28 protein-coding genes and 2 pseudogenes are annotated in these 25,820 nt (G+C 73.6%); 19 read left to right on the top strand and 11 right to left on the bottom strand.

All coding sequences use genetic code 11. The features are described from left to right. Positions 1–179 precede the first annotated feature (179 nt). Positions 180–500: an STAS domain-containing protein gene (locus TNCT1_RS21290; protein WP_143634515.1), complete on the bottom strand. Its 321-nt coding sequence runs from the start codon at positions 498–500 to the stop codon at positions 180–182. Between the two features lie 401 nt (positions 501–901). Here TNCT1_RS21290 and TNCT1_RS21285 point away from each other — a divergent pair, with 401 nt between their 5' ends. Then, positions 902–1,180, top strand: a complete 279-nt coding sequence (locus tag TNCT1_RS21285) for a GlsB/YeaQ/YmgE family stress response membrane protein (RefSeq protein WP_143634513.1) — start codon at positions 902–904, stop codon at positions 1,178–1,180. A 90-nt stretch (positions 1,181–1,270) separates the two neighbouring features. Here the strand turns inward: TNCT1_RS21285 and TNCT1_RS21280 are convergent, their stop codons facing one another. Both TNCT1_RS21280 and TNCT1_RS21275 read right to left on the bottom strand, forming a co-directional pair. Then, on the bottom strand, positions 1,271–2,209 hold the full coding sequence (locus TNCT1_RS21280; protein ID WP_143634635.1) for an Ig-like domain-containing protein: 939 nt from the start codon (positions 2,207–2,209) through the stop codon (positions 1,271–1,273). Positions 2,210–2,430: 221 nt separating this feature from the next. After that, positions 2,431–3,003 carry a dihydrofolate reductase family protein gene (locus TNCT1_RS21275; RefSeq protein ID WP_143634510.1) on the bottom strand — a complete coding sequence of 191 codons (573 nt, stop codon included), beginning with the start codon at positions 3,001–3,003 and terminating at the stop codon, positions 2,431–2,433. A gap of 246 nt (positions 3,004–3,249) precedes the next feature. Between TNCT1_RS21275 and TNCT1_RS21270 the strand changes: the two genes are divergently transcribed. The 4 genes from TNCT1_RS21270 to TNCT1_RS21255 all read left to right on the top strand — a co-directional run bounded on the left by TNCT1_RS21270 (position 3,250) and on the right by TNCT1_RS21255 (position 5,968). Next, positions 3,250–4,140, top strand: coding sequence for an alpha/beta fold hydrolase (locus TNCT1_RS21270; protein WP_143634508.1), 891 nt, complete (start codon positions 3,250–3,252; stop codon positions 4,138–4,140). Positions 4,141–4,262: 122 nt separating this feature from the next. Then, positions 4,263–4,508: a DUF5133 domain-containing protein gene (locus TNCT1_RS21265; protein WP_143634507.1), complete on the top strand. Its 246-nt coding sequence runs from the start codon at positions 4,263–4,265 to the stop codon at positions 4,506–4,508. A gap of 88 nt (positions 4,509–4,596) precedes the next feature. Continuing rightward, a complete protein-coding gene (locus TNCT1_RS21260) occupies positions 4,597–4,998 on the top strand; it encodes a thiol-disulfide oxidoreductase DCC family protein (protein WP_143634505.1) in 402 nt (133 codons plus the stop codon). 142 nt (positions 4,999–5,140) lie between these two features. Next, positions 5,141–5,968 (top strand): maleylpyruvate isomerase family mycothiol-dependent enzyme, encoded by an 828-nt coding sequence (locus TNCT1_RS21255; protein ID WP_143634503.1) that lies wholly within the window; start codon positions 5,141–5,143, stop codon positions 5,966–5,968. Positions 5,969–6,073: 105 nt separating this feature from the next. Here the strand turns inward: TNCT1_RS21255 and TNCT1_RS21250 are convergent, their stop codons facing one another. Both TNCT1_RS21250 and TNCT1_RS21245 read right to left on the bottom strand, forming a co-directional pair. After that, positions 6,074–6,598, bottom strand: coding sequence for a transglycosylase SLT domain-containing protein (locus TNCT1_RS21250; protein ID WP_143634501.1), 525 nt, complete (start codon positions 6,596–6,598; stop codon positions 6,074–6,076). Positions 6,599–6,972: 374 nt separating this feature from the next. Beyond that, a complete protein-coding gene (locus TNCT1_RS21245; RefSeq protein WP_143634499.1) occupies positions 6,973–7,539 on the bottom strand; it encodes a DUF664 domain-containing protein in 567 nt (188 codons plus the stop codon). Between the two features lie 235 nt (positions 7,540–7,774). Here TNCT1_RS21245 and TNCT1_RS35610 point away from each other — a divergent pair. From TNCT1_RS35610 to TNCT1_RS21225, 5 genes and pseudogenes are all read left to right on the top strand, one after another. Then, positions 7,775–7,873: pseudogene (locus tag TNCT1_RS35610) on the top strand. A 125-nt stretch (positions 7,874–7,998) separates the two neighbouring features. Beyond that, positions 7,999–8,835 carry a hypothetical protein gene (locus TNCT1_RS21240; RefSeq protein ID WP_143634497.1) on the top strand — a complete coding sequence of 279 codons (837 nt, stop codon included), beginning with the start codon at positions 7,999–8,001 and terminating at the stop codon, positions 8,833–8,835. A gap of 138 nt (positions 8,836–8,973) precedes the next feature. Beyond that, on the top strand, positions 8,974–10,692 hold the full coding sequence (locus tag TNCT1_RS21235; protein ID WP_143634495.1) for a SpoIIE family protein phosphatase: 1,719 nt from the start codon (positions 8,974–8,976) through the stop codon (positions 10,690–10,692). A gap of 194 nt (positions 10,693–10,886) precedes the next feature. Next, positions 10,887–11,999: an aminotransferase class V-fold PLP-dependent enzyme gene (locus TNCT1_RS21230; RefSeq protein ID WP_143634492.1), complete on the top strand. Its 1,113-nt coding sequence runs from the start codon at positions 10,887–10,889 to the stop codon at positions 11,997–11,999. Between the two features lie 112 nt (positions 12,000–12,111). Further along, positions 12,112–13,323 carry a PP2C family protein-serine/threonine phosphatase gene (locus TNCT1_RS21225; RefSeq protein ID WP_143634490.1) on the top strand — a complete coding sequence of 404 codons (1,212 nt, stop codon included), beginning with the start codon at positions 12,112–12,114 and terminating at the stop codon, positions 13,321–13,323. A 31-nt stretch (positions 13,324–13,354) separates the two neighbouring features. Here TNCT1_RS21225 and TNCT1_RS21220 read toward each other — a convergent pair whose 3' ends face one another. Then, positions 13,355–13,939 (bottom strand): XRE family transcriptional regulator, encoded by a 585-nt coding sequence (locus tag TNCT1_RS21220; protein ID WP_143634488.1) that lies wholly within the window; start codon positions 13,937–13,939, stop codon positions 13,355–13,357. A gap of 110 nt (positions 13,940–14,049) precedes the next feature. Here TNCT1_RS21220 and TNCT1_RS21215 point away from each other — a divergent pair, with 110 nt between their 5' ends. The 3 genes from TNCT1_RS21215 to TNCT1_RS21205 are packed head-to-tail and all read left to right on the top strand — an operon-like array spanning position 14,050 to position 16,316. Continuing rightward, positions 14,050–14,886, top strand: coding sequence for an EamA family transporter (locus TNCT1_RS21215; protein ID WP_143634486.1), 837 nt, complete (start codon positions 14,050–14,052; stop codon positions 14,884–14,886). A 36-nt stretch (positions 14,887–14,922) separates the two neighbouring features. After that, entirely contained in the window at positions 14,923–15,570 is a 648-nt protein-coding gene (locus TNCT1_RS21210; RefSeq protein ID WP_143634483.1) for an FMN-binding negative transcriptional regulator, read from the top strand. A 38-nt stretch (positions 15,571–15,608) separates the two neighbouring features. Further along, on the top strand, positions 15,609–16,316 hold the full coding sequence (locus TNCT1_RS21205) for a B3/4 domain-containing protein (RefSeq protein ID WP_143634481.1): 708 nt from the start codon (positions 15,609–15,611) through the stop codon (positions 16,314–16,316). Positions 16,317–16,371: 55 nt separating this feature from the next. Here TNCT1_RS21205 and TNCT1_RS21200 read toward each other — a convergent pair whose 3' ends face one another. Further along, a complete protein-coding gene (locus TNCT1_RS21200) occupies positions 16,372–17,322 on the bottom strand; it encodes a YafY family protein (RefSeq protein ID WP_143634479.1) in 951 nt (316 codons plus the stop codon). Between the two features lie 70 nt (positions 17,323–17,392). Here TNCT1_RS21200 and TNCT1_RS21195 point away from each other — a divergent pair, with 70 nt between their 5' ends. After that, positions 17,393–17,779, top strand: coding sequence for a VOC family protein (locus tag TNCT1_RS21195; protein WP_143634477.1), 387 nt, complete (start codon positions 17,393–17,395; stop codon positions 17,777–17,779). Positions 17,780–17,856: 77 nt separating this feature from the next. Here the strand turns inward: TNCT1_RS21195 and TNCT1_RS21190 are convergent, their stop codons facing one another. Next, positions 17,857–19,002, bottom strand: a complete 1,146-nt coding sequence (locus tag TNCT1_RS21190; protein WP_143634633.1) for an RNA polymerase sigma factor — start codon at positions 19,000–19,002, stop codon at positions 17,857–17,859. Between the two features lie 8 nt (positions 19,003–19,010). Then, complete coding sequence (locus TNCT1_RS21185; RefSeq protein WP_143634475.1) at positions 19,011–19,418, bottom strand: YciI family protein; 408 nt, start codon at positions 19,416–19,418, stop codon at positions 19,011–19,013. Between the two features lie 287 nt (positions 19,419–19,705). Between TNCT1_RS21185 and TNCT1_RS21180 the strand changes: the two genes are divergently transcribed. The 3 genes and pseudogenes from TNCT1_RS21180 to TNCT1_RS35605 all read left to right on the top strand — a co-directional run bounded on the left by TNCT1_RS21180 (position 19,706) and on the right by TNCT1_RS35605 (position 21,209). Next, a complete protein-coding gene (locus TNCT1_RS21180; protein WP_143634473.1) occupies positions 19,706–20,443 on the top strand; it encodes a dienelactone hydrolase family protein in 738 nt (245 codons plus the stop codon). Positions 20,444–20,559: 116 nt separating this feature from the next. Further along, positions 20,560–20,973 (top strand): cytidine deaminase, encoded by a 414-nt coding sequence (locus TNCT1_RS21175; protein WP_143634469.1) that lies wholly within the window; start codon positions 20,560–20,562, stop codon positions 20,971–20,973. Positions 20,974–21,113: 140 nt separating this feature from the next. After that, positions 21,114–21,209, top strand: a pseudogene (locus tag TNCT1_RS35605). Positions 21,210–21,295: 86 nt separating this feature from the next. Here the strand turns inward: TNCT1_RS35605 and TNCT1_RS21170 are convergent. Next, positions 21,296–22,141, bottom strand: a complete 846-nt coding sequence (locus TNCT1_RS21170; protein WP_143634466.1) for an RNA polymerase sigma factor SigF — start codon at positions 22,139–22,141, stop codon at positions 21,296–21,298. Between the two features lie 311 nt (positions 22,142–22,452). Between TNCT1_RS21170 and TNCT1_RS21165 the strand changes: the two genes are divergently transcribed. Together TNCT1_RS21165 and TNCT1_RS21160 are read left to right on the top strand one after the other, a co-directional pair. Then, a complete protein-coding gene (locus TNCT1_RS21165; protein ID WP_143634463.1) occupies positions 22,453–22,671 on the top strand; it encodes a hypothetical protein in 219 nt (72 codons plus the stop codon). A gap of 192 nt (positions 22,672–22,863) precedes the next feature. Further along, on the top strand, positions 22,864–24,393 hold the full coding sequence (locus tag TNCT1_RS21160; RefSeq protein WP_235902781.1) for a cryptochrome/photolyase family protein: 1,530 nt from the start codon (positions 22,864–22,866) through the stop codon (positions 24,391–24,393). Between the two features lie 14 nt (positions 24,394–24,407). On the opposite strand, the gene TNCT1_RS21155 is transcribed toward TNCT1_RS21160, so the two are convergent. Next, positions 24,408–25,652: an NAD(P)/FAD-dependent oxidoreductase gene (locus tag TNCT1_RS21155; RefSeq protein WP_143634460.1), complete on the bottom strand. Its 1,245-nt coding sequence runs from the start codon at positions 25,650–25,652 to the stop codon at positions 24,408–24,410. Positions 25,653–25,820 lie beyond the last annotated feature (168 nt).

Here is a 25,820-nt window from a genome sequence, read left to right as displayed (position 1 = left end):
AGCACCCAGATCAACGCTCTGCTGCGAGCCGGGGCCCGCCCGGAGGCAACCGACGCCGAGGGCACCACGCCTCTCTACGCGGCATCAGTCACCGGAGCCACCGACAACGTCCTGTGCCTGCTGGCAGCCGGGGCCTTACCCAACACCGAGAGCGGACGCGGGACGGAAGGCACACCCGACTACGGTGCCCCGGCAGCCTCCTGGCCTCGGGCGCCGGGGCCGGCGAGTTCCAGGACGCGCCGCGGCTGGGCCTGCAGGCCGGACAGTTCCAGTGCTCCGCCCTGTGCCTCGCTGTGCCGGTGCAGGCTGTGCAGCAGGGCCAGGCCGCTGGCGTCCATGAACGACACCCCCGCCATGTCCAGGCAGAGGGTGCGGTCGCGGACGCTCACCGCGTCGGTGACCTGGGTGATCCGCGGGCAGGTGTCGAAGTCCAGCTCGCCCGCGACAGTGATGACGATGCGATCGTGCCGGCTGCTGACGCGTACGTCGAATGAGGGCATGGTGGAACCACCGTTCGGGTTCGAAGCCCATCACGGTCGGCTCCCACTGCGGGAAGTAGGCCGTCAAGCGCGCGGCAGGGGCCGCTCACAGCCGAGCGAGACCACCCGCACCGTCCATCGGCCACACCTGCACGGTCACCGCACGGCGGCGCGGGGTCTCCCACCAGACCAGGCTGGTTCTCCCTGCAGGGTGTCACATCCGCGTCCGCTCGGACAGGCGCCGGACGACGGCGGCCGGTTCCCTCCGCGCCGGGGGGCCGCCCCCGGCCGAGAGCGGGTCATCCCGACCGGCCCCGGACGGGCTCCCAGAACAAGCTTGGAAGAGAGGACGTTTGTTCGGGCCGAGACGGTGCACACGATGAACTAACACAGTCTTTACACGACGAAGCGGAGACACACACATGGGCATCCTCGCGTGGATCATCATCGGCCTGCTCGCCGGCGCCATCGCCAAGGCCATCATGCCGGGCAAGGACCCGGGCGGCATCATCGTCACCATGCTCATCGGCATCGTCGGCGGTCTGCTCGGGGGCTGGCTCGGCAAGGTCATCTTCGGAGTCGACTCCATCGACGGCTTCTTCGACCTCTCCACCTGGATCGCGGCGATCGTCGGCTCCCTCATCCTGCTGGTGCTCTACCGACTCGTCACCGGCAACCGGCGCTCGCACCGCCACGCGTGACGCCGCACGGCCGCCATATGACGAGATCGGCTCCCTCCCGTGAACGGAGGGAGCCGATCTCGTCATATGGTGAAGGAGAACCGCGGCGGGTCACAGTGCCGCGGTGGTCCCCTCCCCGGATCCGCTCGCCGCGAGCCACTCGTCCCAGCCCAGGTTGAAGTCGGCGTACCCGTTGTCGGCCGGGGCCTTGGCGCGGGACGAGCCCGTGATGGTGACGGGATCGCCCTGCTTGACCTGGCCGTAGAACCACTTGGCGTCCGACATGGACAGGTGGACGCAGCCGTGCGAGCCGCGGGCGCTGCCGCTGCCCGGGTTGGGGTCACCGGTCGAGTAGTGCACGTAGGTGCCGGACTGGGTGAGGTGGACGTCCCAGGGCAGGGTCAGGTCGTAGTAGTCGGAGCTGCCCTTGTCGCAGCTGATGCCGACGCTGCAGGAGGTCATGTGGACCTTCTCCTGCTTGTCGATGACGGCCATCGTGCCGTTCCACGTCGGGTACTGGGAACTGCCCGCGTTGATCGCCAGGGTGCGCACCAGCTTGCCGTTCCTGGTCACCTTCATGGTGTGGCCGGTCACCGACACATCCGCGCGCACGTCGTCGCCGACCGTGAAGCTGTGCGTGTAACCGTGCACGCCGTAGCGGCCGTTGCCGTTGCTCACGCCCTGCATGTCGGCCTCGATCTTCACCTTCGTACCTGCCGGCCAGTACGTCTTCGGACGCCAGTCGGCACGCTTGTCGCCGAACCAGTGCCAGGCGCCGGCCACCGGCTGCGAGGCGCTCACCTTCATGTGCTTCTCCACGCCGGCCCGTGCCTTCTGGGCCACGGGGTCGGTGAAGACCACCGAGATCGGCATGGCGACGCCGACCGTGGTCCCCGTCTGCGGGGTGATGGTCTCCAGCAGCATCGGCGGCCCCTTGGGCTTCGTCGGCGACGGCGAGGCGCCGGCGCTGTGCCCGCCGGGCGCCTTCGCGTCGTCGCCGCCCGCCTTGTCGTCGCCGGTGCCTCCGCACGCGCTCACCGCGAACAGCATCGCGCCCGTCACGACTGCGATCCCTATGCCGCTCTTGCCCCGTCCCACGAACTGCCCCACTTTCTCTTCATTCGGCCATGTCAGGCCCAACTCCCTGTCAGACAGTGAGGAAGCGGGCCACAGTTGCGTGTATCGCGTAAAGCGTGTTCCAAAACTCGGAGCACGACGGCACGGACACGAGCGGGAGGCACCGGACGGGCAGGGGCGGTCGGGGAGCCCGCTCAGCGGACGACGTCGAACACGTTCTTCTGCAGGCCGTTGGCGTAGGCCTCGTGCTCGACCAGCTTCAGCTTCTGGGCGTCCTTGTCCGTGTCGCTGAACAGCCGCTTGCCCGCGCCGAGCAGGAGCGGGAAGACCAGCAGGTGGTACCGGTCGATGAGGCCGGCGTCGGAGAGGGACCGGTTCAGGGAGGCGCTGCCGTGGACGATGATCGGGCCGCCCTCGGTCTCCTTCAGCGCGGCGACCTCGTCGAGCGAGCGCAGGATCGTGGTCTCGCCCCAGTCGGGCACGAGGTCGTCCTCGGTGAGGGTGGTGGAGACGACGAACTTCGGCATGACCTTGTAGTCGGCGAATTCCGTCATGTCCGGCCACACGGGGCTGAACGCCTCGTAGCTCAGCCGGCCCATCAGCATCGCGGTGGCTTCCTTCTGCTCCCGCCCCTTGATCTCGAAGGCCTCCGGGAGGAACTCGGCGTGCTTGAAGGTCCAGCCGGAGTTCCGGTAACCGGGCTCGCCGCCCGGGGCCTCCACGACGCCGTCGAGCGAGACGAAGGCGGTGCTGATCAGAGTGCGCATCCTGGGTCCTCGGTGTGTTGTGTCCGGGTTCTGACGGGCGGTCCGTGCAGGCCGCGGCCGCGCTCGCGGCCGAGACGCACCATTCAGGATGTACGACCGCCGGCCGGGCGAGAACTCATCGGCCGCCGCCCCACCCGTACGACGGAACGGGCGGCCCGCGCTCGGCTCCGCCCCGCGCGGCTGCGCCGGCCGGCGTGATCGCGCGGCCCCGGGGCAGTCGCCTCGTAACCGACCCTGGGAGGTTGCGTGTTCGAAGGCTTCGAGACGACGCGCTGCGAGGGCGACGGCGCGCGACTGCGCGTGCGTCACGGCGGCGAGGGCCCCGGCGTCCTGCTCCTGCACGGGCACCCGCGCACGCACGCCACCTGGCACCGGGTCGCCCCGCTGCTCGCTTCGGCCGGCTACACCGTCGTCTGCCCCGACCTGCGCGGCTACGGCCAGTCCGACAAGCCCGCGACCGACCCGGAGCACCGCCCCTACGCCAAGCGCGCCATGGCCGGCGACTGCCTCGCGGTCATGCGCCGGCTCGGACACGAGCGGTTCGCGGTGGTGGGACACGACCGGGGCGCGTACGTGGCCACACGCCTGGCCCTGGACCACCCCGAGGCCGTGTCCGCCCTCAGCGTGCTGGACGCCGTCCCCATCGCGGAGGCGCTCGCGCGCTGTGACGCCGGGTTCGCGGCGAGCTGGTGGCACTGGTTCTTCCTCGGACAGACGGACAAACCCGCGGAACGCGTCATCAACGCCGACCCCGACGCCTGGTACAAGGCCGGTGCCGAGCAGATGGGCGCGGAGGCGTACGAGGACTTCAGGCGGGCGATCCACGACCCGGCCACCGTGCACGCCATGTGCGAGGACTACCGCGCCGGTCTCGGGGTCGACCGGGAGCACGACGAGGCCGACCGGCGGGCCGGCCGGCGTATCGGCTGCCCGCTGCAGGTGCTGTGGGCCACCCGTGACGACATGGCCGGCCTCTACGGGGACGTGCTCGGCGTCTGGCGCGACTGGGCGGGCGACCGGCTGGTGGGCGGCCCGGTCGACTCCGGACACCACATCGCCGAGGACGCTCCCGAGGCGCTCGTCGCCGAACTGCGCGCGTTCTGGGAAGGGACTCCGGGCGCGGCCGGCCACGAGTGACACGGGGGCGTCGTCGGCGGCGTGCGACGGCGGTGGTGCATACCGTGATCCTTCGGGGGCACACGAGTCACGGATGTCACGGGCCCCCGGGTGACGGCCCGTCTTCGAGAGAGGTTGTCGCTGTGCTGCTGCCTGCGGAGAAGGAACTGCGTTCGGTGCTGGCTCGATTCGCCGATGCCCGCTTCCGCCATGACCTGCGGCCCACCGGCCGCTCGAGCAGAGAGCTGGAGGACACTTCCTACACGCTCTGCGTCATGACCGGCACCCAGACGATCGACGAGGCCCTCGCCGCCGCCGACGCCCTCCTGGCACAGCTCTGCGCGAACCGGCGTACGGCCACGCGGACGTCCCAGTCCCTGGCCGCCTGAGCCGACGGCCCGTTCGACGGGGCACGCGGGCGCGGGGCGGCCGGCCCCGCGCCCGCGGCGCACGCACCGGCCGACGCATCATGGAGGTATGCGAACGCGACCCGTGCTGGTGTACGACGGCGACTGCGGCTTCTGCACGGCCTCGGTGAACCTCGTACGACGGTGGATCAGGCCCCCTTGCGACATCACGGCCCGCCAGTGGGCCGAACTGGAGACTCTGGGCGTCACCGAGGAACGGGCCGAGTACGAGGCGCTGTGGGTCACGCCCGACGGAACCGTGTACGGCGGCGCGCAGGCGGTGGCGAAACTGCTGTCGAGCGCACGCGGCGGCTGGGCCGTCGCCGGAGCGGTGCTGCAGCTCGCGCCGGTGCGTCTGCTCGCCCACGGCGTCTACCGCGCCGTCGCCCGCAACCGCCACCGGCTGCCGGGCAGTACGGCCGCCTGTTCCGTACCCGCCGGCCGGACGCCGGGAAAGGCGCGGAAGGACTGACGGGGGTCCCGCCGGCAGCCCCCGGCTTCCGTCACGGCCCTCCGCGGGCGGCGGGGCTTGTGATGCGCCGTCGCGTCTGGTTGGGTACCAGCGCCGCCGGCACGTCGGACGCGTCCGGCGGGCGGGAAACGGAGCTGGTGACGTGGGCACGACGGTACGGCGGGACGGCTCGTGGGAGCTGCCCGAGGGGCTGGGGCAGGCGATCCGCGGCACCGCCGAGGAGATAGCCGCGCTGGTGCGGAGCGCGGGCGACACGGCACTGTCCGTGCCGGGGTCGGAGTGGACCGTCGGTGAGGTTGCCGCACACCTCGCCATGGCGAACGAGCTGATGGCCGACTTGGCCGCCGGGCGGGAGCGTCCCTATGGCGACGGAACACCGCGAAGTCTCGCGGCGGCGAACGCGCAGTCCCTCGCCGCCTTCACGGAACGCCGGGCGGGGCCGCTCGCGACGATGATCACGGAGCAGGCCGGGGCGTTCCTCGACGCCCTGTCGCGCACCGCGGCCGACGGTCCGGCGCCGGCCACGCCGTTGGGCGTGATGGACCGGTCCGTTCTCGCCTCGTACCTGCTCACGCACATGCTCGGCCACGGATACGACCTGGCTCGCGCGATGCGACGCCCGCACATGGTCGACCCGGCCCGGGTCAGCCTGTGCATGCCGTTCATGCTGTCGGTCATGCCGCGTGTGGCCGACCCCGTGGCCACGGCCCGGCTCAGGGCCCGTTACCGCATCCGGCTGCGCGGGGGCGCGGAGTTCGCGGTGTCGCTCGACGGCGGTGAGGTGCGGGTGACGCCCGGGCCGCCGCAGCGGCGCGCGGACTGCACCATCCTGCTCGGCCCCGTGGCCTTCCTGCTCATCGCCCTGGGCCGGCTCGATCCCTGGCGGGCGATCGCCCGGGGGCAGGTCCTCGCCTGGGGTCCCCGCCCCTGGCTCGGCCCGCGTTTCCCGGCCCTGTTCACCGCACCATGAGCGGCCCTCGGCGACTCACCGGGCCGGCCTGCCGTGCAGGTCGGTGCCGGGAGGACCACCTGGACGCGCCGTCGGTTCCGGGTGGTTGGGCGTCCGGCCGGGTTCTCAGTACGCGGAGTTGACGTTGTCGATGGAACCGTAGCGGTGCGCCGCGTAGTTGGCGGCCGCGGTGATGTTGGCGACCGGGTCGGTGACGCTGTTGGCGGTGCCGGGGACGTGGTAGGCCTTGAAGGTGGGGTCGATCACCTGCAGCAGGCCCTTGGACGGGATCCCGTTCTGCGCGTTGACGTCCCAGTTGTTCTGGGCGTTGGGGTTGCCGCCGGACTCGCGCATGATGTTGCGGTGCAGGCCTTCGTAGCTGCCCGGGATGCCCTTCTCCTTCATGATGGCCAGCGACTGCTTGATCCAGCCGTCGAGGTTCCCGGAAACGCTGCCGGTGCCGCTCTTGGGGGCGGTGCTGCCGTCGCGCGCGGGGGCGGTGACGGTGTGGGCGGTCTGCCGGGCCTCGGCGGCCTGCGCGGAAGCCGGCATCAGGGTGAGGGCCACGGTCGCGGCGCCAGTCGTGGCGATGCCGGTCAGAGCGAGGGTGCGCAGGCGGGCAAGGCGGCGGTTGGCGGTGATCGCGGTCATAGGTGAGGGACTCCTGGGTGTCTGCGGGTAGCGCCGGCCGGGTGCCGGTCGCGCTGCAGGGCTCCGGGGCGGGACCCGTGCCGCACGAGGCGGCGGGCACACCCGGCGATGGACGCCCGGTCGCCCCGCGGTGTGCGGGGCGGCAACGAGCAACATGTTTGGCAGGCCCGCCGATACCGCGCAAGAGTGTGACCTACTACCCAGGAGAGTAGACATGCCTCATATCGGACTTCTCGCCGCCTGATCGCCCCCGTCGCCGCGGACCGCTCCTACGACCTCGCTTAGGACGTGACATGGCTCCTATGGGCCGCGTCACGTCCTTTCGCGCGATTTCGCGCCCCGGGACCGGTCCGCCGGGACCGGTCCCGGGCCGGTCACTGGCCGACTCTTCCGTCCACGCACTCGCGCAGCAGGTCGGCGTGGCCGCAGTGGCGGGCGTACTCGTCGATCCTGTGCACCAGCAGCTCCCGCACGGCGATGCCGTCCTTCCCGACGCGCTCGCCCAGATCCCGGTACGCGGCGAGCGCGGCGTCGGTGGCGGCCTGCTCACGCTCCAGATCGGCGAGGGCCGCGTCGACCACGGACTGCTCCGCGACGGCTTCCAGGAAGTCGGCGTCCCGCGCCCCGTACAGCTTCGGCAGCGGTTCGCCGTCGCCGAGCCAGTTGCGCCAGTCCCTCTCCACCTCGGCGAGGTGCCGGAGCAGCCCGAGCAGCGACATCGTCGACGGCGGGACGGACCTGCGGGCCAGTTGTTCCGCGTCCAGCCCCTCGCACTTCATCCGCAGGGTCAGGCGGTAGTTCGCCAGGAAGTCGGTGAGCGTGGCCAGTTCGCCCTCCGGACTGTTCTCGTTGTTGCGCGGGTCGTCGTCCGGGTCCGACCACATGTCGGGGTAGACGGTCGCCTGTGTCCAGCGCGCGGGTTGATCGCTCATGCGTGGCATGGTGGCCAACGGCCGCCCGGGTCCGCCACCGAGTTTCTGGCCCGCGCCGGGGTGGGCCGGTCACGACCGGGAGGGGCGAGCCGGCCGGCTCGGGAGGGGGACGAGCCGGCCGGCTCGCGCCCGGGGCCGCCGCGCTCCCGCCCGCCGCGCGTCAGCGCCCCATCAGCGGCACGTCAGGGGGGCCTGCCAGTCTCGTTCACGTGAACGGGCCGGGAAAACGCCGGGCCGGGAACGAGGAGAGGTGCCCGGAGTGGTTTATCGGGGACCAGCGAGCACGCTCACGGTCGGGCCCCTGCACGGGCCCACGCAGGTTCGAATCCTGCCCTCTCCGCCACACGCGCGACCGGCCCAGACCCTGGGCCGCCCGTACACGACGAGTGCCCGGCCGGCTGGCCCACGCCCTGGGCGGGGCGGCGTTTCGCAGCGATCGCGGGGCCGCCCGCCGTCTAACCTCGACGCGTGGGGCAGCCGGAGCAGCAGGCCGAGGGCGCGGGGCCGTTCGTCACCAGGCTGACGTCACACCCTCCCGGCGGTGGGACCGTGGTGTGGGAGTCACGAGACGCCCGGCGGCGCGGCACGGTCGTCGTCCGTCCGCCCGGCGCCGCACACAGCCGTCACGCCCGCGCGGACGCGGTGTCCGTCGGCCGGCTGCGCAGGCTCAACGTCATCGCGGCGTCCGCCTTCGTCATCGGCGGAGCCCTCTTCTCGGTGGGCGCGGGCATCGCCCAGTTCGGCTCAGGTGACGCCTTGCGGTGCGCCGCCGTCTACTTCGCCGGCGGTCTGTTCTTCAACACCGGCGGCTACGTGTCACTGCTCCAGGTGATCAACGCTCCGCTCCACGCCGGGGGCCGGCTGATCACGCGCCGCTGGCGCTGGTGGAGCTACGAGCCGATGCGGCTGGACTGGCTGAGCGCGTTCGTGCTCCTCGCCGGCACCCTGGTGTTCGCCGTCAACCTGATCGACTCGTTCCTGCGGGGCCTGAGCATCCAGCAGACCAACCGCTTGATCTGGGTGCCCGACGTGATCGGCTGCGTGCTCTTCCTGATCTCCGGGCACCTGGGATTCGCCGAGATCTGTCACGGCGGCCGCCCCTGCGCCCGCCCGCGCAGTCCCGGCTGGTGGATCGTCGCGGTGAACCAGCTCGGCTCCGCCCTGTTCATGGTCTCTGCCGTCGCCGCCTTCGACCGCCCCGTCACCGGCGACCTCGTCAGCACCGGCATCGCGAACTGGGGCACGCTCACGGGCGCCCTGTGCTTCTCCGTCGCCGGTGTTCTCCAGCTCTGCGAACACCCCTGACCGATGGGCGGGCCGGGGGGCCGGGCCGTGGTTTCTCCCCTTCAGTGGGGCAGACGGGGTACAAGGGACAGGCAAGGGCCTCGCACGGCGCGTCGAGCGGCGGCGCGGAGCCGGAACAGATGAGCGGGAGGCGAGGACATGGGGCGGCCGGAGAGCACGGAGACGCGCGACGAGCGGATCCGGGCAGCGCCCTCGCCCCGGCTGACCCGCGCGCTGGAGGCCATCGGCGCCGGCGCCTACGCCGTCGACGAGCAGGGCCACATCGTCGCCGTCAACACGCCCGGCTGGCGCCTGCTGGGCCGCAGACCCGAGGACATGATCGGCCAGGACGCCCATGACCTGCTGCACCGCGGGTCACGGGGACAGCGGCTGCCCGCCACGCAGTGCGGCATGCGCAAGGCGTTCCACTCCGGGCACCCGGCGCACGGCAACATCGACTACTTCGCGCACGCCGACGGCTCCCTGCTGCCCATCTCCTGGATGCTCGCCCCCTACGACATCGGCGCCGAGGAGAGCGGCACGCTCGTGGTCTTCCACCCCCTGACGGAGCCACCGCGGTCCGGCCCGCACCCCGACGAGGCGACGGAGACGCTCACCGATCTGGAACGACTGGCCCTGCTCGCCGAGACCACCACGCGACTGACCTCGACCCTCGACGTCGACGAGGCGCTGCGCCGGCTGGTGGACCTGGTCCTGCCCCGGCTGGCGGACTGGGCCGTCATCGACCTGATCACCGAGCGCGACGAGGTGTGGCGGGCCGCCGTGGTCCAGGCCGACGGCAGCACACTGGTCCATCACGAGAACCTCCAGGGGCCGATGCCGCCGGTGCCGGAGACGTCACCGATGCCGCTGTCCCGGGCCCTGCGGGGCGTCGCCTCCACGCTCACGGGTCCGGAGACCTACCGCGGCGCCCCGGACTCCGGCATCGCGGTCGAGCAGCGCCGCCTGTTCGACGCGACCGGCATCCGTTCCGCCGCCATCGCGCCCATCCGCAGCACCCGGGCCGTGCTGGGCGCGCTGACGCTGGGCCGCGCCGGGCAGCCGGACGACTTCACCGTCGCCGACCTCACCTTGCTGGAGGACATAGCCCGCCGTGCCGGTCTTGCCCTGGACAACGCGCGCCTCTACCAGCGCCAGCGGGCGGTGGCCGAGACCATGCAGAACCACCTGCTGCCGCAGATGCCGCGCGTGCCCGGGCTGCAGCTGACGGTGCGCTACCTGCCCGCCCCCGACGCCTCGCAGGTGGGCGGCGACTGGTACGACGCCTTCACCCTCTCCGACGGCGCCACCGCACTGGCCGTCGGCGACGTCGTGGGCCATGACCTGGAGGCCGCCGCCGGGATGGCGCAGTTGCGGAACATGCTCCGCGCCTACGCCTGGTCCCAGCAGAAGCCGCCCAGCAGGATCGTCGACCGGCTCGACGAGGCGATCATGCCGATCACCGACGTGGCGATGGCCACCCTCGTCTTCGCCCGGCTGACCCGCACCGACGACGGCCTCTGGCAGCTCTCCTGGACCAACGCCGGCCATCCCCCGCCGCTGCTCATCACCCACGACGGCCTGACCGAGTACCTCACCGACGGGCACGGCCTGCTGCTCGGCACCGGTACCCGCGTCACCCGGCCCGACGCCACGACGACGCTGCCGCCGGACAGCACGCTCCTGCTCTACACGGACGGCCTCATCGAGGCGCCCGGCCGCACCCTCGACGAGGGGCTGGCCGAGCTGCGCCAGCACGCGGCGGCCCTGGCCCACCGCCCGCTGACCTCCTTCACCGATCAGCTCCTGCAGCGCGTCCGGCCGCCCGGCCTCGACGACGTCGCCCTCCTCGCCCTGCGCACACCGCCGGTCGCGTAGCGGGTCCGGCGCGGCGGCGCCGGGCACGCGCACCCCGGGGCCGCTCGCGCGGCACGTGACGCGTAGCGTGCGGACGAGCGGGACGCGCACACGCAACGGCGAGGAACACCGGGTCACCGGCCGGCCGGCGGCGCTGCCCGCCCGGGGCGCCCGCCGCCCCGCCCCGTCCGTCCCGCCGTGAAAGGACGAGCCGCGTGCTCACCTCCTACGCCGACCGTTTCGACACCCCTGCCGGGTACCTGGACTTCGCCCGGTTCGGCCCGCCCTCACGCGACGCCGTGGCCGCCACCACCCGCGCGATGGAAGCAGCCGCGCACGCGGACCACACCACCGTGGACGACCTGATGCGCGCGGAGGTGACGGCACGCGAGGCCGCCGCCCGGCTGGCGGGCAGCGACGCCGAGCACACCGTGCTGCTGCCCAACGCCTCGACCGGTCTGTTCCACGCCGCGCTGGGCGTGCGGGAGGGCGTGGTCCTCGCGCCGCGCAGCGACTTCCCCGCGAACCACTATCCGTGGCGGCGCGCCGGGGAACTGGGCCGGGCCACGCCTCGCTGGCTGGACCCGGGGCCCGGCGAAGGGGTCACCGCGGACCTGGTCCGCGCCGCCCTCACCGACGACGTGGTGGCGGTGTCCGTCAGCGCCGTCGACTTCCGCACCGGCTTCCGCACCGATCTGGCGGCGCTGCGCGAGGCGATCGGGCCCGGCCGGCTGCTCGTCGTGGACGCCATCCAGGCGTTCGGCGTGGCCGAGATGCCGTGGGAGGCGGCGGACGTGGTGGTCGCGGGCGGCCAGAAGTGGCTGCGCGCCGGCTGGGCCACGGGCTTCGCGACCCTGTCGGACCGGGCTCTGGAGACGCTGGAGCCGGTGCTGACCGGCTGGACGGGGGTGCGGGACGCCGGAGTGTTCGACGGCGCGGAGCACCCGCCCGCCGCCGGTGCGCGGCGGTGGTCCATCACCAATCTCAGTCCGGTGGCGGCCGCCTCGTTCGCCGCCGCGCTGGACCTCGTGGAGCGGCACACCGTCGCGGCCGTCGAGGCGGCCGTCGCCGCGCGGATCGCCGAACTCACCGAGGTGGTCCACCGGCACCGGGGCCGGGTGCTGTCCCCCGCCGACCCGGCCCGCCGCGCGGGCATCCTCTCCTTCGCCGTGCCGGGCCACGATCCGTCCCACGTCGCGAAACTGCTGCACGCCGAGGGCATCGCGCTGACGGTGCGCGAGGACTCGCTCCGGCTGTCCCCGCACGCCTCCACCCCGCCCGAGGTGTCCGAGCGGCTCGCCGCCGCGCTCGCCGCGCTGCGGGCCTGACCCGGCCGGCCCGGGTCCGGGTGCCGGGCGCGGGCCGGTGCCGCTCGCGCGGGGCCGCGCATCCGGGCCGTGCTTTCGGGGCACGCGGAAGGGCAGGACCAGGGAGGTACGTGTGGCCGGCGATGACGGGTTGGGCCTCGACGAGGTGCTCGGGGCGGCGGAGGACGCCGCGCCGGTCGAGTCGGTGGACGTGGTGGCGCGGAACCTGCAGAAGCGCTTCTCGGCGGCGGAGGTGTCCTTCCTCCTCGTCGACGTGCTCGGCCAGGAGGCCGTCCGGCTGCCTCGGGCCGGTACGGCCGACGAGGCCCCCGGCAAGCCGGAGCGGGTTCAGCTCGCGGGCAGCGTCTACGACCGGGTGCTGCGCTCCCAGCGGATGCACGAGGAGGAAGACGGGGGGGCCGGCTACCGGCTGGTGGCGCCGGTGACGAACCGCGGTGACTGCATCGGCGTGCTGGAGATGGTGGTCCCGTGCATCGACGACTCGGTCCGGGACTCGGTGGCAAGGGCCGCGCACGCGCTCGCGTACATAGTGGTGACCGACCGTCGCTTCACCGACCTCTACCACGCGGGGCGGCGCACGACCGCGGTGAGCCTGGCAGCGGAGATCCAGCACCAGCTCCTGCCGTCGGCGGCCTGCTGCGAGGCGGCCCAGTTCACCCTCGCGGGCGGTCTGGCCCCGGCGGACGACATAGGCGGCGACACCTACGACTACGCCCTCGACCAGGACGTACTGCATCTGTCGATCACGGACGCGATGGGGCACGACACCGACTCGGCGCTGCTGGCCACGCTGACCGTGAACGCCCTGCGCGGGGCCCGCCGCGCAGGCCTCGGCCTGCTCGACCAGGCGCGCGCCGCGGACCGTGCCCTGGTCGCACACGCGCGCGGCATGACCACCGGCCAGCTGATCCGCGTCGAGCTGGAATCCGGGTGCTGCGAGCTGGTCAACGCGGGCCACCCCTGGCCGCTGCGGCTGCGCGACGGACGGGTCGAGGAACTGACCGTGCGGATCAACCTGCCGTTCGGGGTGCCCTCGCCGGCCGGATACGAGGTGCAGCGGTTCCGCCTCGAGCCGGGCGATCGCCTGGTGCTGGTCACCGACGGCATGCAGGAGCGCCAGGCGGCCGCGGTCGACCTGCCCGCCCTTATCCGGGACACCAGCGGCGAGCACCCCCGCGAGGTGGTGCGGGCCCTGACCACGGCCGCCCTCGACGCGAGCGGGGGGACGCTGGCGGACGACGCCACCGCCCTGGTGCTGGACTGGCACGGCAGCCGCTCCGGCATGCGGACCACCAGCGGGGGCTCGAACTCGCACGACCGGTGAGCGCCGCGCCCGGAGCGCACGGCCGCGCGGGTCAGGCCGCCGGGCCCGGGCCGGGCGGAAGGTGGACGGTCATGATCAGACGGCAGGTCCCGGTTCCCGAGCCGCGGTAGGTGTGGGCGGTGTCCCCGTCGAAGGTGGCGGTCTCACCGGCTTCCACGGGGTGTTCGGTGCCGTCGACGATCAGGGTCATCCGCCCCGAGGTGACGCTGACGGTCTCCACGACGCCGGCCTGGTGCGGGTGGCTGGGGTACTCCTCGCCGGGCTCCAGGCTCCAGCGCCAGACCTCGACCGGGGCGGGGCCCGAGGTGGTCAGCATGAGCCGGGCCTCGCTGCCCCGCGGTCCGTTCCACAACGGGGCGAGGGCGTCCTCGGACACGACGCGCACGCGGCCCTCCGCCCGGCCCTCCAGCAGCGCGGAGACGGAGACGCCGAGGGTGTCGGCCAGCCGCACCAGGGTGGCGAAGTTCGGGTTGCCCTGGGCCTTCTCCAGCGCGACCAGGGCGCCCTTGCTCACCTGGGCGCGCCTGCTCAGCTCGTCCAGCGACAGACCCGCGCGGGTGCGGGCCGCGCGGACGTTGTGCGCCAGCGCACGCAGGGCCGCCTCGGTCTCTGCCATCCGATCACCATCCTTGGACCACTGCAATGTACCGTCCGGTCGTTTGATTGACACAACCCGGTCGGTTCGTTGTACGGTTCAGTCGTTCCACTGATAGTAAGGGATGCACCGTGATCGCTCTGCTGCTTGCCCTGGGCAGCTCCCTCGCCTACGGGTGCGCCGACTTCCTCGGCGGTCTCGGCGCCCGCAGGGCCCACGTCCTGCGCACCGTGATGGTCGCCGCTCCGGCCTCCCTCGCGGTGGAGCTGCTGCTGTGGCCGGTCCTCGGCGCCTCGTTCACCACCGGCGCCCTCCTCTGGGGCGCCGCGTCCGGGGTCGCCTCGGCCGCCGCGTTCGCGCTGCTGTACCGGACGCTGGCGATCGGGCCGATGAATGTGCTGTCACCGGTGACCGCGCTGGTGTCCGCCGCGCTGCCGGTCGGCGTGGGCCTGTGCCAGGGCGAACGCCTGACGCCCGCCGGGCTGATCGGCCTGCCGCTCGCGCTCGTCGCGGTCGTGCTGGTCAGCGCGGGGCACGGTGCCCGCTCGGCGCGGGTCTCCCGGACGGCGCTGGTGCTGGCCCTCGGGGCGGGCGCCGCCATCGCGCTCCAGCTGGTCTGCCTGCACCAGGCTCCCGCGGACAGCGGCGTGGCTCCGCTGATCATGGGCCGGGCCGTGTCCTCGGCGGTCACGCTGGCCGCGGCCGGGATGCTGCGCCGCGGGCTCGGGGCGGAGCGGCCCGCGTACGCGATCTCCGCGGCCGCCGGCGCCCTCGACTCGGTGGCGAACCTGCTGTTCCTGCTCGCCGCCCGCAGCGGGGACCTCACGGTGGTGGCCGTGACGACCGCGCTGTACCCGGCCGGCACGGTCCTGCTCGCCCGCGGCGTGCTCGCCGAACGCATCCACCGCGGCCAGCTCGTCGGCCTGGGCACCGCCGCCGTCGCCGTCGGCCTCCTCGCCCTCGCCTGAGCCGCCACCCCTCCCCCTCGCCGCAAGGAGAACCGCATGTTCATCCAGCCCTGGGACGCCTGCCTGGACGACGCCGAATGGCGGGCCTGGATCGCCGACGGGCACGATTTCGGCCAGCTCAGCGTCAACGGGCTGCCCGGCCACCCGCCCGCCGTCGTCCCCACCCACTTCACCACCGACGCCGGCCGGCTGCTGATACACCTCGCCCGGCCCAACCCGGTCTGGGCGGCGATCGAGCACGACCCCAACGTCACCTTCACCGTCTTCGGCGACTACGCGTTCGTCCCCGGACCCTGGCGCGCCGAGCCCGGCACCCCGCCCACCGACGGCGTGCCCACCAGCTACTACGCGGCCGTGCAGTTCTCCTGCCGGGCCCGCGTCGTCGACGACCCCGAGGCCAAGGCCGAGCTGCTGCGCCGGCAGATGGCGCACTTCCAGCCCGACGGCGACCACGCCCCGATCAACCCCGGCCGGCCGCCCTACGGGCGCATGCTGCCCGGCATCCGCGGCCTGGAGCTGGAAGTCGTCGAGGTGCGGGCCAAGTTCAAGTACGACGACCACAAACCGGTCGAGCACCGCACGGCCGTGGCCGGCCACCTCACCGGGCGCGGGCAGGGCCTCGACGTGCCCGCCGCACAGCAGCAGCTTCGCCGCCTGGACCGCATCGGCCCCTGGAAGCCCTGACCCCGCCCCGCACACGCGCACGAAACAGGAATCCGCTCATGACCGTCTTCCGCATCAGCCCCGCCGTCGCCGACGCCTTCCCCGACACCCTCATCGCCGTGGTCACCGCCGCCGGTCTGCGCGGCCGGGAGCCCTGGCCCGACACCACCGCCGCGCTGGAGGCCCTGGAGCAGCAACTCGCCGACGGCACCTGGCAGCCCGCCGACGAGCAGGACCCCCGGATCGACGCGTGGCACACCGCCTACCGCTCCTTCGGCACCAACCCCCGCCGCATCCGCCCCAGCGTCGACGCCCTCGGCCGCCGTCTCACCAAGAAGGGCACCCTGCCGCGCATCAACCGGGCCGTCGACTCCTACAACGCCGTCTCCGTCCGCCACGGCCTGCCCGCCGGCGCCTTCGACCTCGACCACGTCACCGGCGAGGTCGAGATCCGTCACGCCGAAGGCAGCGAGACGTTCACCCCCCTCGGCGAGGCCGGCACCGTCGAACACCCCAAGCCCGGCGAGATCGTCTACCTCGACGGCACGGACGTCCTCACCCGGCACTGGAACCACCGCGACGCCCATCGCACCCGGGTCACCGAGGACTCAACCACGGTCGCCTTCCTCCTGGAGACCCTCCACGCCACCCGCGACGGCCACCTCCTCAAGCTCGCCGCGGACGAGCTGCAGGGCCTGCTCGTCCCGCGGGCCGACCGCACCGCGGTGCACTACCTCAGCCCCGCCCGGCCCCGCGTCGAGGTCTGAGACCCGCCCGCGTCCGCCGCGCCCCGCACGGCGCCCCGCTCCGGCGAGGGCGCGGTCACCCCTGGGCCTCCAGGAGCCGACGGGCGCGCTCCACCAGGGCCTGCCGTACCGAGTCGGGTGCGAGGACCCGCAGCGGTGTGCCGAGGCCGAGGAGGTAGCGCGCGAGGCCGTCCGGGTCGGGGCCGCCTATGTCGACCACGGTCGCGTCGGGACCGTCGGCGCGATGGGTGCCGACCGTCGCGGGGACGAGCCGTAGCGCCGCGTCCATGGGGAGCGGGATACGGACGGTCGCCGAGACCGGGTAGGGGCCGTTCGCGATGTTGCGGGAGACCAGCCGCGCCGGGTCGGGCGGATCGCCCAGGTCCGCCGGCCGGCCGGTGGGCTGCAGCCGGCCGACCCGGTCGGCCCGGAACGTCCGCCACTCGCCGCGCGCCACGTCCCGGGCCACGAAGTACCAGCGGCGTCCGGTGCACACAAGCCGGTACGGGTCCACCTCCCGGAGCGTCGTGCGCCCCTCCGCGTCGACGTAGGACAGCCGGGCCCGTTCACCGCGCCGGCAGGCGGCCGCCAGCTCCAGCAGCATGCCCGTCGCGACGCGCGGCCCGTCGGCCGTGGGCAGGCTGACGAACGCGTCGTCCAGGTCGCCGAGCCGCCGGGCGATCCGCGGGGGCAGCACCTGGCGCAGCTTCAGCAGCGCGGAGAGCGCGGCCTGGTCACCGCCCGAGGCGGTGCCCTGCGCCGCCTCCCGCAGTCCGGCCGCCACGGCCAGCGCCTCCTCGTCGTCGAGGACCAGCGGCGGCACCCGCGAGCCCGCGCGGAGGCGGTAGCCGCCCCAGGGGCCCGCCTCGGAGTCGACGGTGTAGCCCAGCTCGCGGAGCCGGGCGACGTCCCGGCGCACCGTGCGGTCCGTGACCCCCATCCGCGCGGCCAGTTCGGCACAGGTCCACGACGGCCGGGAGGACAGCAGGGACAGCAGCCGCAGCAGGCGGGCGGATGAGCCGATCACCCGGGGAAGTTTCCCACACCGCACCACGACCAGGACCGGAACTGTCCGGGTCGGCGCATAGCGTTCCCCCATGAGCACGGACACCACTTCCGCACCCGCTTTCCGCTACGTCGCCGTCACCTTCGACTGCGCCGACCCTGCCGAACTGGCCCGGTTCTACGGCGGGTTGCTCGGCATGTCGGCGCACTTCACCAGCGACGACTTCATCCTGCTGGGCAAGGAGGGCGCGACCGGCCTCGCCTTCAACCGCCTGGCCGGCTACCGCCCGCCCACCTGGCCGGACCCGGCCCAGGAGAAGCAGGCCCACATCGAAGTGGGCGTGGACGACCTGGACGTCGCAGAGAAGCACCTGCTGGGCCTGGGCGCCACCAAGCCCGGGTTCCAGCCGCAGCCCGAACGCTGGCGGGTGCTGCTGGACCCCGCCGGTCACCCGTTCTGCATCACGACCCTGGTCTGACATCCCCCTCCGGTTCACCGGACATCACGGCCGGCGCCCCGCCGAGCCGCGTGCCGGTACGTCCGGATGACGCCCGGTCAACGGGCCCGGCGGGCGTTGAGCCGGGCGGCCCGGCGGACGAGGTGGTCGCGTTCGGCCAGGTTGGACGCCTTGCGGCCCGCCTCGGCGTACAGCCGTGCCGCCGTCGCCAGGTCGCCGTCGCGCTCGTGCAGGTAGGCCGCCACCGCCGTGTACCGGGGCAGCGAGTCGTCCAGCGTGGCGAGCGCAGCCAGCCCGGCGCGCGGCCCGTCCGCCTCGCCGACGGCGACGGCACGGTTGAGCCGGACGACGGGGCTGTCGGTCAGGCGTGCGAGCTCGTCGTACCACTCGACGATCTGCACCCAGTCGGTCTCCCCGGCGGTGGGCGCGTCGGCGTGCAGCGCCGCGATCGCGGCCTGGGCCTGGAACTCGCCCAGCCGGTCCCGGGCGAGAGCCGCCTGCAGCACCCCGACCCCCTCGGCGATCGAGGCGGTGTCCCAGCGGGCGCGGTCCTGCTCGGCGAGCGGCACCAGAGCGCCGTCGGGCGCCGTCCGGGCGGCCCGCCGGGCGTGGTGCAGCAGCATGAGCGCGAGCAGGCCCGCCACCTCCGGGTGGTCGATCCGGGCCGCGAGCTGCCTGGTGAGGCGGATGGCCTCGGCGGCGAGGTCGACGTCGCCCGAGTAGCCCTCGTTGAACACCAGGTAGAGCACGCGCAGCACCGTGGCGACATCGCCGGGCCGGTCGAACCGCACCCCCCGCACGGTGCGCTTGGCCCGGCTGATGCGCTGCGCCATGGTCGCCTCGGGCACCAGGTAGGCCGCCGCGATCTGCCGGGTGGTCAGACCGCCGACGGCGCGCAGCGTGAGCGCGACCGCCGACGCCGGCGTCAGCGAGGGGTGGGCGCACAGGAAGTAGAGCTGGAGCGTGTCGTCCACGGCGGGCGCGGGACCCGGCGGCGGCTCCTCCTCGGCCCGGTCCTCACGCCGGCGGCGCGAGGTGTCCGCCCGCGCCGCGTCGAGGAACCGGCGCCAGGCCACGGTGACCAGCCACCCCTTCGGGTCCCCCGGCGGGTCGGCCGGCCACACCCGCACCGCCTCGACCAGTGCGTCCTGGACGGCGTCCTCGGCCGCCGCGAAGTCGGCTCCGCGGCGGACGAGGACGGCGATGACGCCCGGCGTGAGGCTCCTGAGCAGTGCCTCGTCCATGGGTGACGTCACTCCGTGATGGTGGGCGGCGCGGCCAGGAAGGGGCGCACCTCGAGCCACTCGTGGATCGGCTTCCCGCCCGCGCCCGGTGCCGCCGACAGCTCTCCGGCCAGTTCGACGGCCCGTTCGTAGCTGTCGACGTCGATCACCATCCAGCCGGCGATGAGGTCCTTCGTCTCGGCGAACGGGCCGTCGGTCACCGGCGGGCGCCCCTCGCCGTCGTAGCGGACCCACGCCCCTTCGGGGGCGAGCGCCTGACCGTCGACGAACTCTCCCGTCCCCTCGAGCCGGGCCGCGAAGTCCTGCATGTACCGGATGTGCGCGGAGATCTCCTCCGGCGTCCACTGGTCCATCGGCACGTCGTTGACCGCCGCCGGAGCGCCGCGGTAGTGCTTGAGCAGCAAGTACTTCGCCATGGTGTGACTCCTCGGTACCGGGACGGCCCATTCTGGCCGCCTTCACCCCGGGGACGGAGCCGGCCACGGGTTCTCGACATAGTTCGGCGAAGTTTTTCTGCGCGCCGTAATCCGTCCGGGACCGGGCCGGTTCCGTGCGGCGCCGGTTCGCGCGGTGATACGTTCTGACCGACGTGCGCCGCTGCGAACCGAGGAGGTGAGACCGATCAACGCTTCGACAGGTCGGGACTCCCTCGCTCGCACGGTCCGGGGAGTGCCCGCGTAAGGCATCCCGAAGGGCCAAGGCCATGCGCTTCACCTCCGCGACGTCGTCCGACGGCGTCACCGAACGACTTTTCCACCTCGGCGAGATCCCCGGTGTGCTGTGGACGCCCGCGGGCGCCACGGGCACTCGTCCCCTCGTCCTGATCGGGCACGGCGGCGGCCGCCACAAGAAGGACCCGGACGTCGTCGCCCTGGCGCGCCGCTTCGTGACCGGGCTCGGCTTCGCGGTGGCGGTGGTCGACGTTCCGGGCCACGGTGACCGGCCCCTGCACGAGGAGTACGGCCGGCTCGCGGCCGAGAACCAGGCGCTTGTGGAAGCGGGCGCGGAACCGGGCCCGCTGATCGCGGAGTTCCAGGCGCTCGTGGCCCGCCGGACCGTGCCGGAATGGCGGGCGGTGCTGGACGCGGTCCAGGCGGTGGAGGACGTGGGCGCCGGTCCGGTGGGCTACTGGGGTGTGTCGCTCGGCTGCGGGCTCGGAGTCCCCTTCGTCGCCGCCGAGCCCCGGGTCCGTGCGGCCGTGCTGGGGCTGGGCGGGGCGGCGGCGCCGTCCTCGGTGGAAGCCGCCTCGCGGATCACCGTTCCGGTGGAGTTCGTGTTGCAGTGGGACGACGAGCGGGTGCCCCGGGCGGCGGGGCTCGCGCTGTTCGACGCCCTGGCCTCGGCCGAGAAGACGCTGCACGCCAACCCCGGCGGGCACGGCGGGCTTCCGGTCTTCGAACTGGACGGTGCCGTGCGGTTCTTCGCCCGGCATCTGAACTGACCCCCCGGGTCCACGGGGCACGGACGGCATCCCGGGCAGGCACGCCGTCGATAGGGGCTTGCGCGGCTTCCGTTCCGCGGGTCAAGGTCGCTGGACATCTGAAGGAGGCTCAGCACATGAACACGCAGGCCCACCCCGTGGACCACGAACTCGTCCAGGCCGCGGCGGACGTCGCCGGCACGCGCTGCCGGGGCGACAACCACACCATGGCAGCCGCGGCCCGGGCCCGCGACGGCCGGATCGTCACGGCGGTGAACGCCTACCACTTCACCGGAGGGCCCTGCGCCGAGCTGGTCGTCATCGGCGCGGCGGCCGCCCAGGGGGCATACGACCTGGAGACGATGGTCGCCGTGGGCGACCGCGACCGCGGGGTCGTTCCGCCGTGCGGCCGCTGCCGCCAGGTGCTGCTCGACTACTTCCCCGCGCTCCGGGTCATCGTCGGCAGCGCCGACGGCCTCCGGGCGGTCCCCGTCGCGGACCTGCTGCCGGAGAGCTACGTCTGGGCCGACCACCAGATCGACGCAGGCTGAGCCGGCGCGGGCCGCGCGCGGGACCGCGCGGCCCGCACGCCGCTCCACGGCGGGCGTCAGTGCCGCGTCGGCGTCCCGTCAGAGGGACACGGCAGGCTCTTTCCCGTGAGCGGCACGGGGAAGGCGCCCGGGCCGGTCAGGGAGAGGTGCCCGGAGCGGTTGATCGGGGACCAGCGAGCTCGCCTCACGGTCGGGCCCCCTCGGGGCCCACGCAGGTTCGAATCCTGCCCTCTCCGCCGCACGCGGCCGTCCGGCGGTACGGACACGGCCGATGCCCGTCAGGTAAGTGACGGGCATCGGGTTCCGTGCGCGGGCCGAGTGGTCAGCGGCCGCTGAGCATGCCCTCGCGGAGCCGGGCGAGGGTGCGCGAGAGCAGGCGCGAGACGTGCATCTGCGAGACGCCCAGGCGTTCGCCGATCTGGGCCTGCGTGAGTTCCTCCACGAACCGCATGTGGATGATCTGCCGGTCCCGCTCGCCGAGCCCGGCGATCAGCGGGGCCAGCGCGTGGAAGTCCTCCACCAGCTCCAGCGCCGCGTCCTCGGCGCCGATGAAGTGCTCCAGCGCCGCCTCGCCGTCCACGCTGCCGTTGATGGTGGCGTCCAGGGAGGAGGAGTTGTAGCCGTTCGCGGCGAGCCGGGCCTCGCGCACCTCTTCCTCGGACAGGCTCATCAGTTCCGACAGTTCCCCGGCCGTCGGCATGCGGCCCAGCCGGCTCTGCAGTTCCTCCGTGGCGCGGGCGAGCTGCACCCGGGCCTCCTGCAGGCGCCGGGGCACGTGCACGGCCCAGGTGGTGTCGCGGAAGAATCGTTTGATCTCGCCCACGATGTACGGGATGGCGAAGGAGGTGAACTCCGCCTCCCGGGACAGCTCGAACCGGTCGATCGCCTTGATCAGGCCGATCATGCCGACCTGGACGATGTCCTCCATCTCCTCCGGGCCCCGGCTGCGGAACCGGCCGGCCGCGAAGCGGACCAGGGACATGTTCATCTCGATCAGCGTGTTGCGCGCGTACTGGTACTCCGGGGTGCCCTCCTCCAGCTCCGCGAGCTGCCGGAAGAACAGCCTGGACAGTTCGCGGGCGTCCTTGGGCGCCACCTTGGAGGGGTCGGCGACCTCCGGCAGTTCCGCCGTCCGCGTGCCTCTTGCCACCATGCTCGTGAGCGTCATGCTTCCCCTCCCGAAATCCCGGACCCGCCGCTGCTGTCCTCCCCGCGGCTCTTGCCATTGGCGAGGGGCTGACCACGCAGCGCTTACCCCCACATCCTGCACCCACGCCTGCGGCTCGCAACAAATCTGCGGAGCCGGCGGCCGGGGTGCGCTAGCCCGCCGGCCGCGCCGCGGGGGGCGGGTGGTCCTCCTCGTCGGGCGTCACCGGGACGGCTCGCCGGCAGATGCCCGCGAACTATGCGAGATCACGGTCTGATGCCGACCGCGCCCGCCGCCGCAACTCGCCGTGTCCCACGTCCGTTTGCCCGCACGTGCATGACGAACACGCATCTCTCACCGGCACCTCGCGCCTGCTGGGTTCCTATTGGCTGGAGGTCCCCGCCCGGCCCTCGCAGCAGCCCTGTTGCAGCTTCACGCCGCCGGCCCGGCCGCGTGTGAACGCGCTGCGTCTGGCCCGGGCCGCGCTCACCGTGGCCGCGTACGCCCTCATCGTCGCCGCCCTCGCCGTCGCCCTCACCGCCGGCGGCTGACGTCTCGCGCCCTTCGGCCGACTGGCGGCCCCGGTCGGGTGGTGCGCCGCCGTGCCGCGCATCGGCCGGCCAGCCGTTCCGGGAAGTGATGGGTGGGCGGCCCGGTCCCGGCCGCCCGGCCGCGACCGGCCGGCACCGCCCGAAGCCCTCGACGGGAGACCCCCATGCACGACGACGGCTGGTACGCGCCGTATGCCCGCCACCGCGGCTGAGCCGGGACGCACCGTGCACTGGCTCTTCGGCGACCAGCTCGGACCGCACTTCCTCACCCCCGGCGAGGACGGCCCCGGCCGGGACACACCGCTGTTGATGATCGAGGCCCGGTCGGTGTTCCGGCGCAGGCGCTTCCACCGGGCCAAGGCACACCTGGTGCTGTCCGCGATGCGCCACCGGGCGGCCGAGCTCGGCGACCGGATGACGTACGTACGGGCCGGCACCTACCGGGAGGGCCTGGAGCGCGCTGCGGGCGGCCGCCCGGTCACCGTGCACCACCCGACGTCGTACGCCGCCGCACGGCTGGTGCGCTCACTCCCCCGGGTCACCGTGGGCCCCGCGCGGGGCTTCCTGGTGCCGATGGCCGACTTCGCGGCGTGGGCGGACGGGCACGGCGGCAAACGCCTGCGGCAGGAGGACTTCTACCACTGGGTGCGCCGCGGACACGGCCTGCTGATGGACGGTGAGGCCCCGGCCGGCGGCCAGTGGAACTACGACCACGACAACCGGCGTCCGCCGCCCGGCGGCGCGCGGACCCTTCCGGTGCCCGCGCCCTACCGCCCCCGGGAGGACGGGATCGACGAGGAGGTCCGGCACGACCTCGACCGCTGGGAGCGGGACGGCGACGTGTCCTTCGTCGGACGTGACGGCCCCCGCTCGTTCCCCGCGACCCGCGCCGAGGCGCGAGCCGCCCTGAAACGCTTCCTGTCCCATCGGCTCGGCACCTTCGGGCCCTACGAGGACGCCGTGCTCGCCGAGGACCCGGTGATGAGCCACAGTCTGCTGTCCTCCTCGCTCAACCTCGGCCTGCTCGACCCGGCCGAGTGCGTCGAGCGTGCGGAGGCGGAGTGGCGCGCCGGGCGGGCGCCGCTCGGCAGTGTGGAGGGCTTCGTCCGGCAGATCGCCGGCTGGCGCGAGTACGTGTGGCAGCTGTACTGGTACTTCGGTGAGGAGTACCGGCGTTCCAATTTCCTGCGGCACACCGCCCCGCTGCCCGGCTGGTGGACCGAGCTGGACGCGGACGCGGTCGGGGCACGCTGTCTGCGCACGGTCCTGGCGCAGGTGCGGGACACGGGGTGGACGCACCACATCCCCCGGCTGATGATCCTCGGCAGCCACGCCCTGCAGCGGGGCTGGGACCCCGCCGCGGTCACGGACTGGTTCCACCGCTGCTTCGTCGACGGGTACGACTGGGTCATGGTTCCCAACGTCGTCGGCATGTCCCAGTACGCCGACGGCGGCCGGATGACGACCAAGCCCTACACGTCCGGCGGTTCGTACGTGAACCGCATGAGCGACCTGTGCGGGCCCTGCCGTTACCGGCCGGGCGAGCGCACCGGTGAGCACGCCTGCCCCTACACCGCCGGCTACTGGGCGTTCCTGGACCGGCACCGCGATCGCCTCGCCCGCAACCAGCGGATCGCGCAGCCCGTGCGGCAGCTGGAGCGGCTCGCCGACCTCGCCGAGGTACGCCGGCAGGAACGCGCGCGGGGTGACGCGCCCCCGTGAGCGGAGCGCGCCGCTCAGGCGCGTGCGAGGTCGGCCAGCACCTCCCGGGCGGCCCGGGTGCCCGACGCCAGCGCTCCCTGTACCGAACCCGTCGCCCGGTGGTCCCCGCAGACGTATCTGCCCGGCGCGAAGCGCGTCGTGCGGCTCAGCGGCCAGGGCGGCCGCATGGCGGGCAGCGCTCCCGCCACGGTGTACGCGGCGACCTGCCGCCACCCGCCGGTGTCGGTGCCGTACAGCTCGGCGAGGCGCCCCAGCACGGCCCGGCCCGCCTCCGGGCGGTCGGGTCCCAGTACCGAGGTGGAGACCAGCGCGGTGCCGGGCGGCGCGTACGTGGGCGTCACCTCGGTCAGGACGCAGGTGTTGAGCACCTCACCGGAGCCGTCCACGATCAGGGTCGGCTCGGCCAGCGGTGACCGGGCGGCGGCGTGGTAGTACGTGGTGACGGTGCGGGTGTCCGGCGTGGCCAGGCCGGGCAGCAGACGGGCCGCGGCGCCGGCGTCCGTCGCCACGACGACGGACGCGGCGGGCAGTTCGCGGCCGTCCGCCAGGAGCACGCCGGCGGCGGTGACCCCGGTGACCGGCGTCTGGGTCCGCAGCACGCCGCCGGGCAGGTCGCGGGCCAGCCGGGCGGGTACGGCGCCGACGCCCTCGGCGGGCAGGCAGAGCGTCCCGCGGGCCATGCTCCGCCACACCAGGTGGAAGAAGCGGCCGGAGGTCTCCAGTTCGTCCTCCAGGAAGACACCGGACAGGAACGGGCGCAGGATCTCGTTCACCGTGCGCGCCGAGACACCGGCGCGCATCAGGGTCGCGGCGGTCGAGCGGTCCGGGCCCCGCTTGAGAGCGCCGGCGGGCAGCAGGGTGTCCCGTGCGGTGAGCGCCGCGAGGGCGGCCAGGTCGCGGGCCGGCAGGACCCTCCCGAGCAGCAGCGACCCCGCCTCCTTCGGCCGCCTGGTCGGGTCGGCCAGGCGGACGGGCCCGCTCGGGGTGTGCGCGATGACGCCGGGGGTGAACGGCCGCAGGCGCAGGGCCTTCAGGTCGAGGCGCCGCCGCACCTGCGGGTAGGAGGTGTTGAACACCTGGAAGCCCCGGTCCAGCAGGAACCCGTCCCGCCGGTCCGTGCGCATGCGGCCGCCCACGCCGTCGGACGCCTCGAGCAGGGCGACGCGCCGGCCGGCGTGACACAGGTCCAGTGCGCAGGCCAGGCCGGCGAGGCCCGCGCCGACGACGACGATGTCCGGCTGCCCGCTGTGCGGAGTCATCGTGGTTCCCTTCCTTCGACGCGGACACCTGTACTCCGAAAGCCGGGGCCGGGCTCGCGGCGCGCCCACCGGGCCCCGCGGTCACACCCGTTCCGCCGCAGCGGGGTGCGCCGGGGGACGCCGATCGGGTACCCCGTCCGCCGGCCGTGCCGCCGGGAAGGGATCGGT

The organism is Streptomyces sp. 1-11, assembly GCF_007176755.1.
GTDB lineage: Bacteria > Actinomycetota > Actinomycetes > Streptomycetales > Streptomycetaceae > Streptomyces.
The sequence above is the reverse complement of the archived record's forward strand: the minus strand, read 5'-3'. Positions and strand labels throughout refer to the sequence as shown.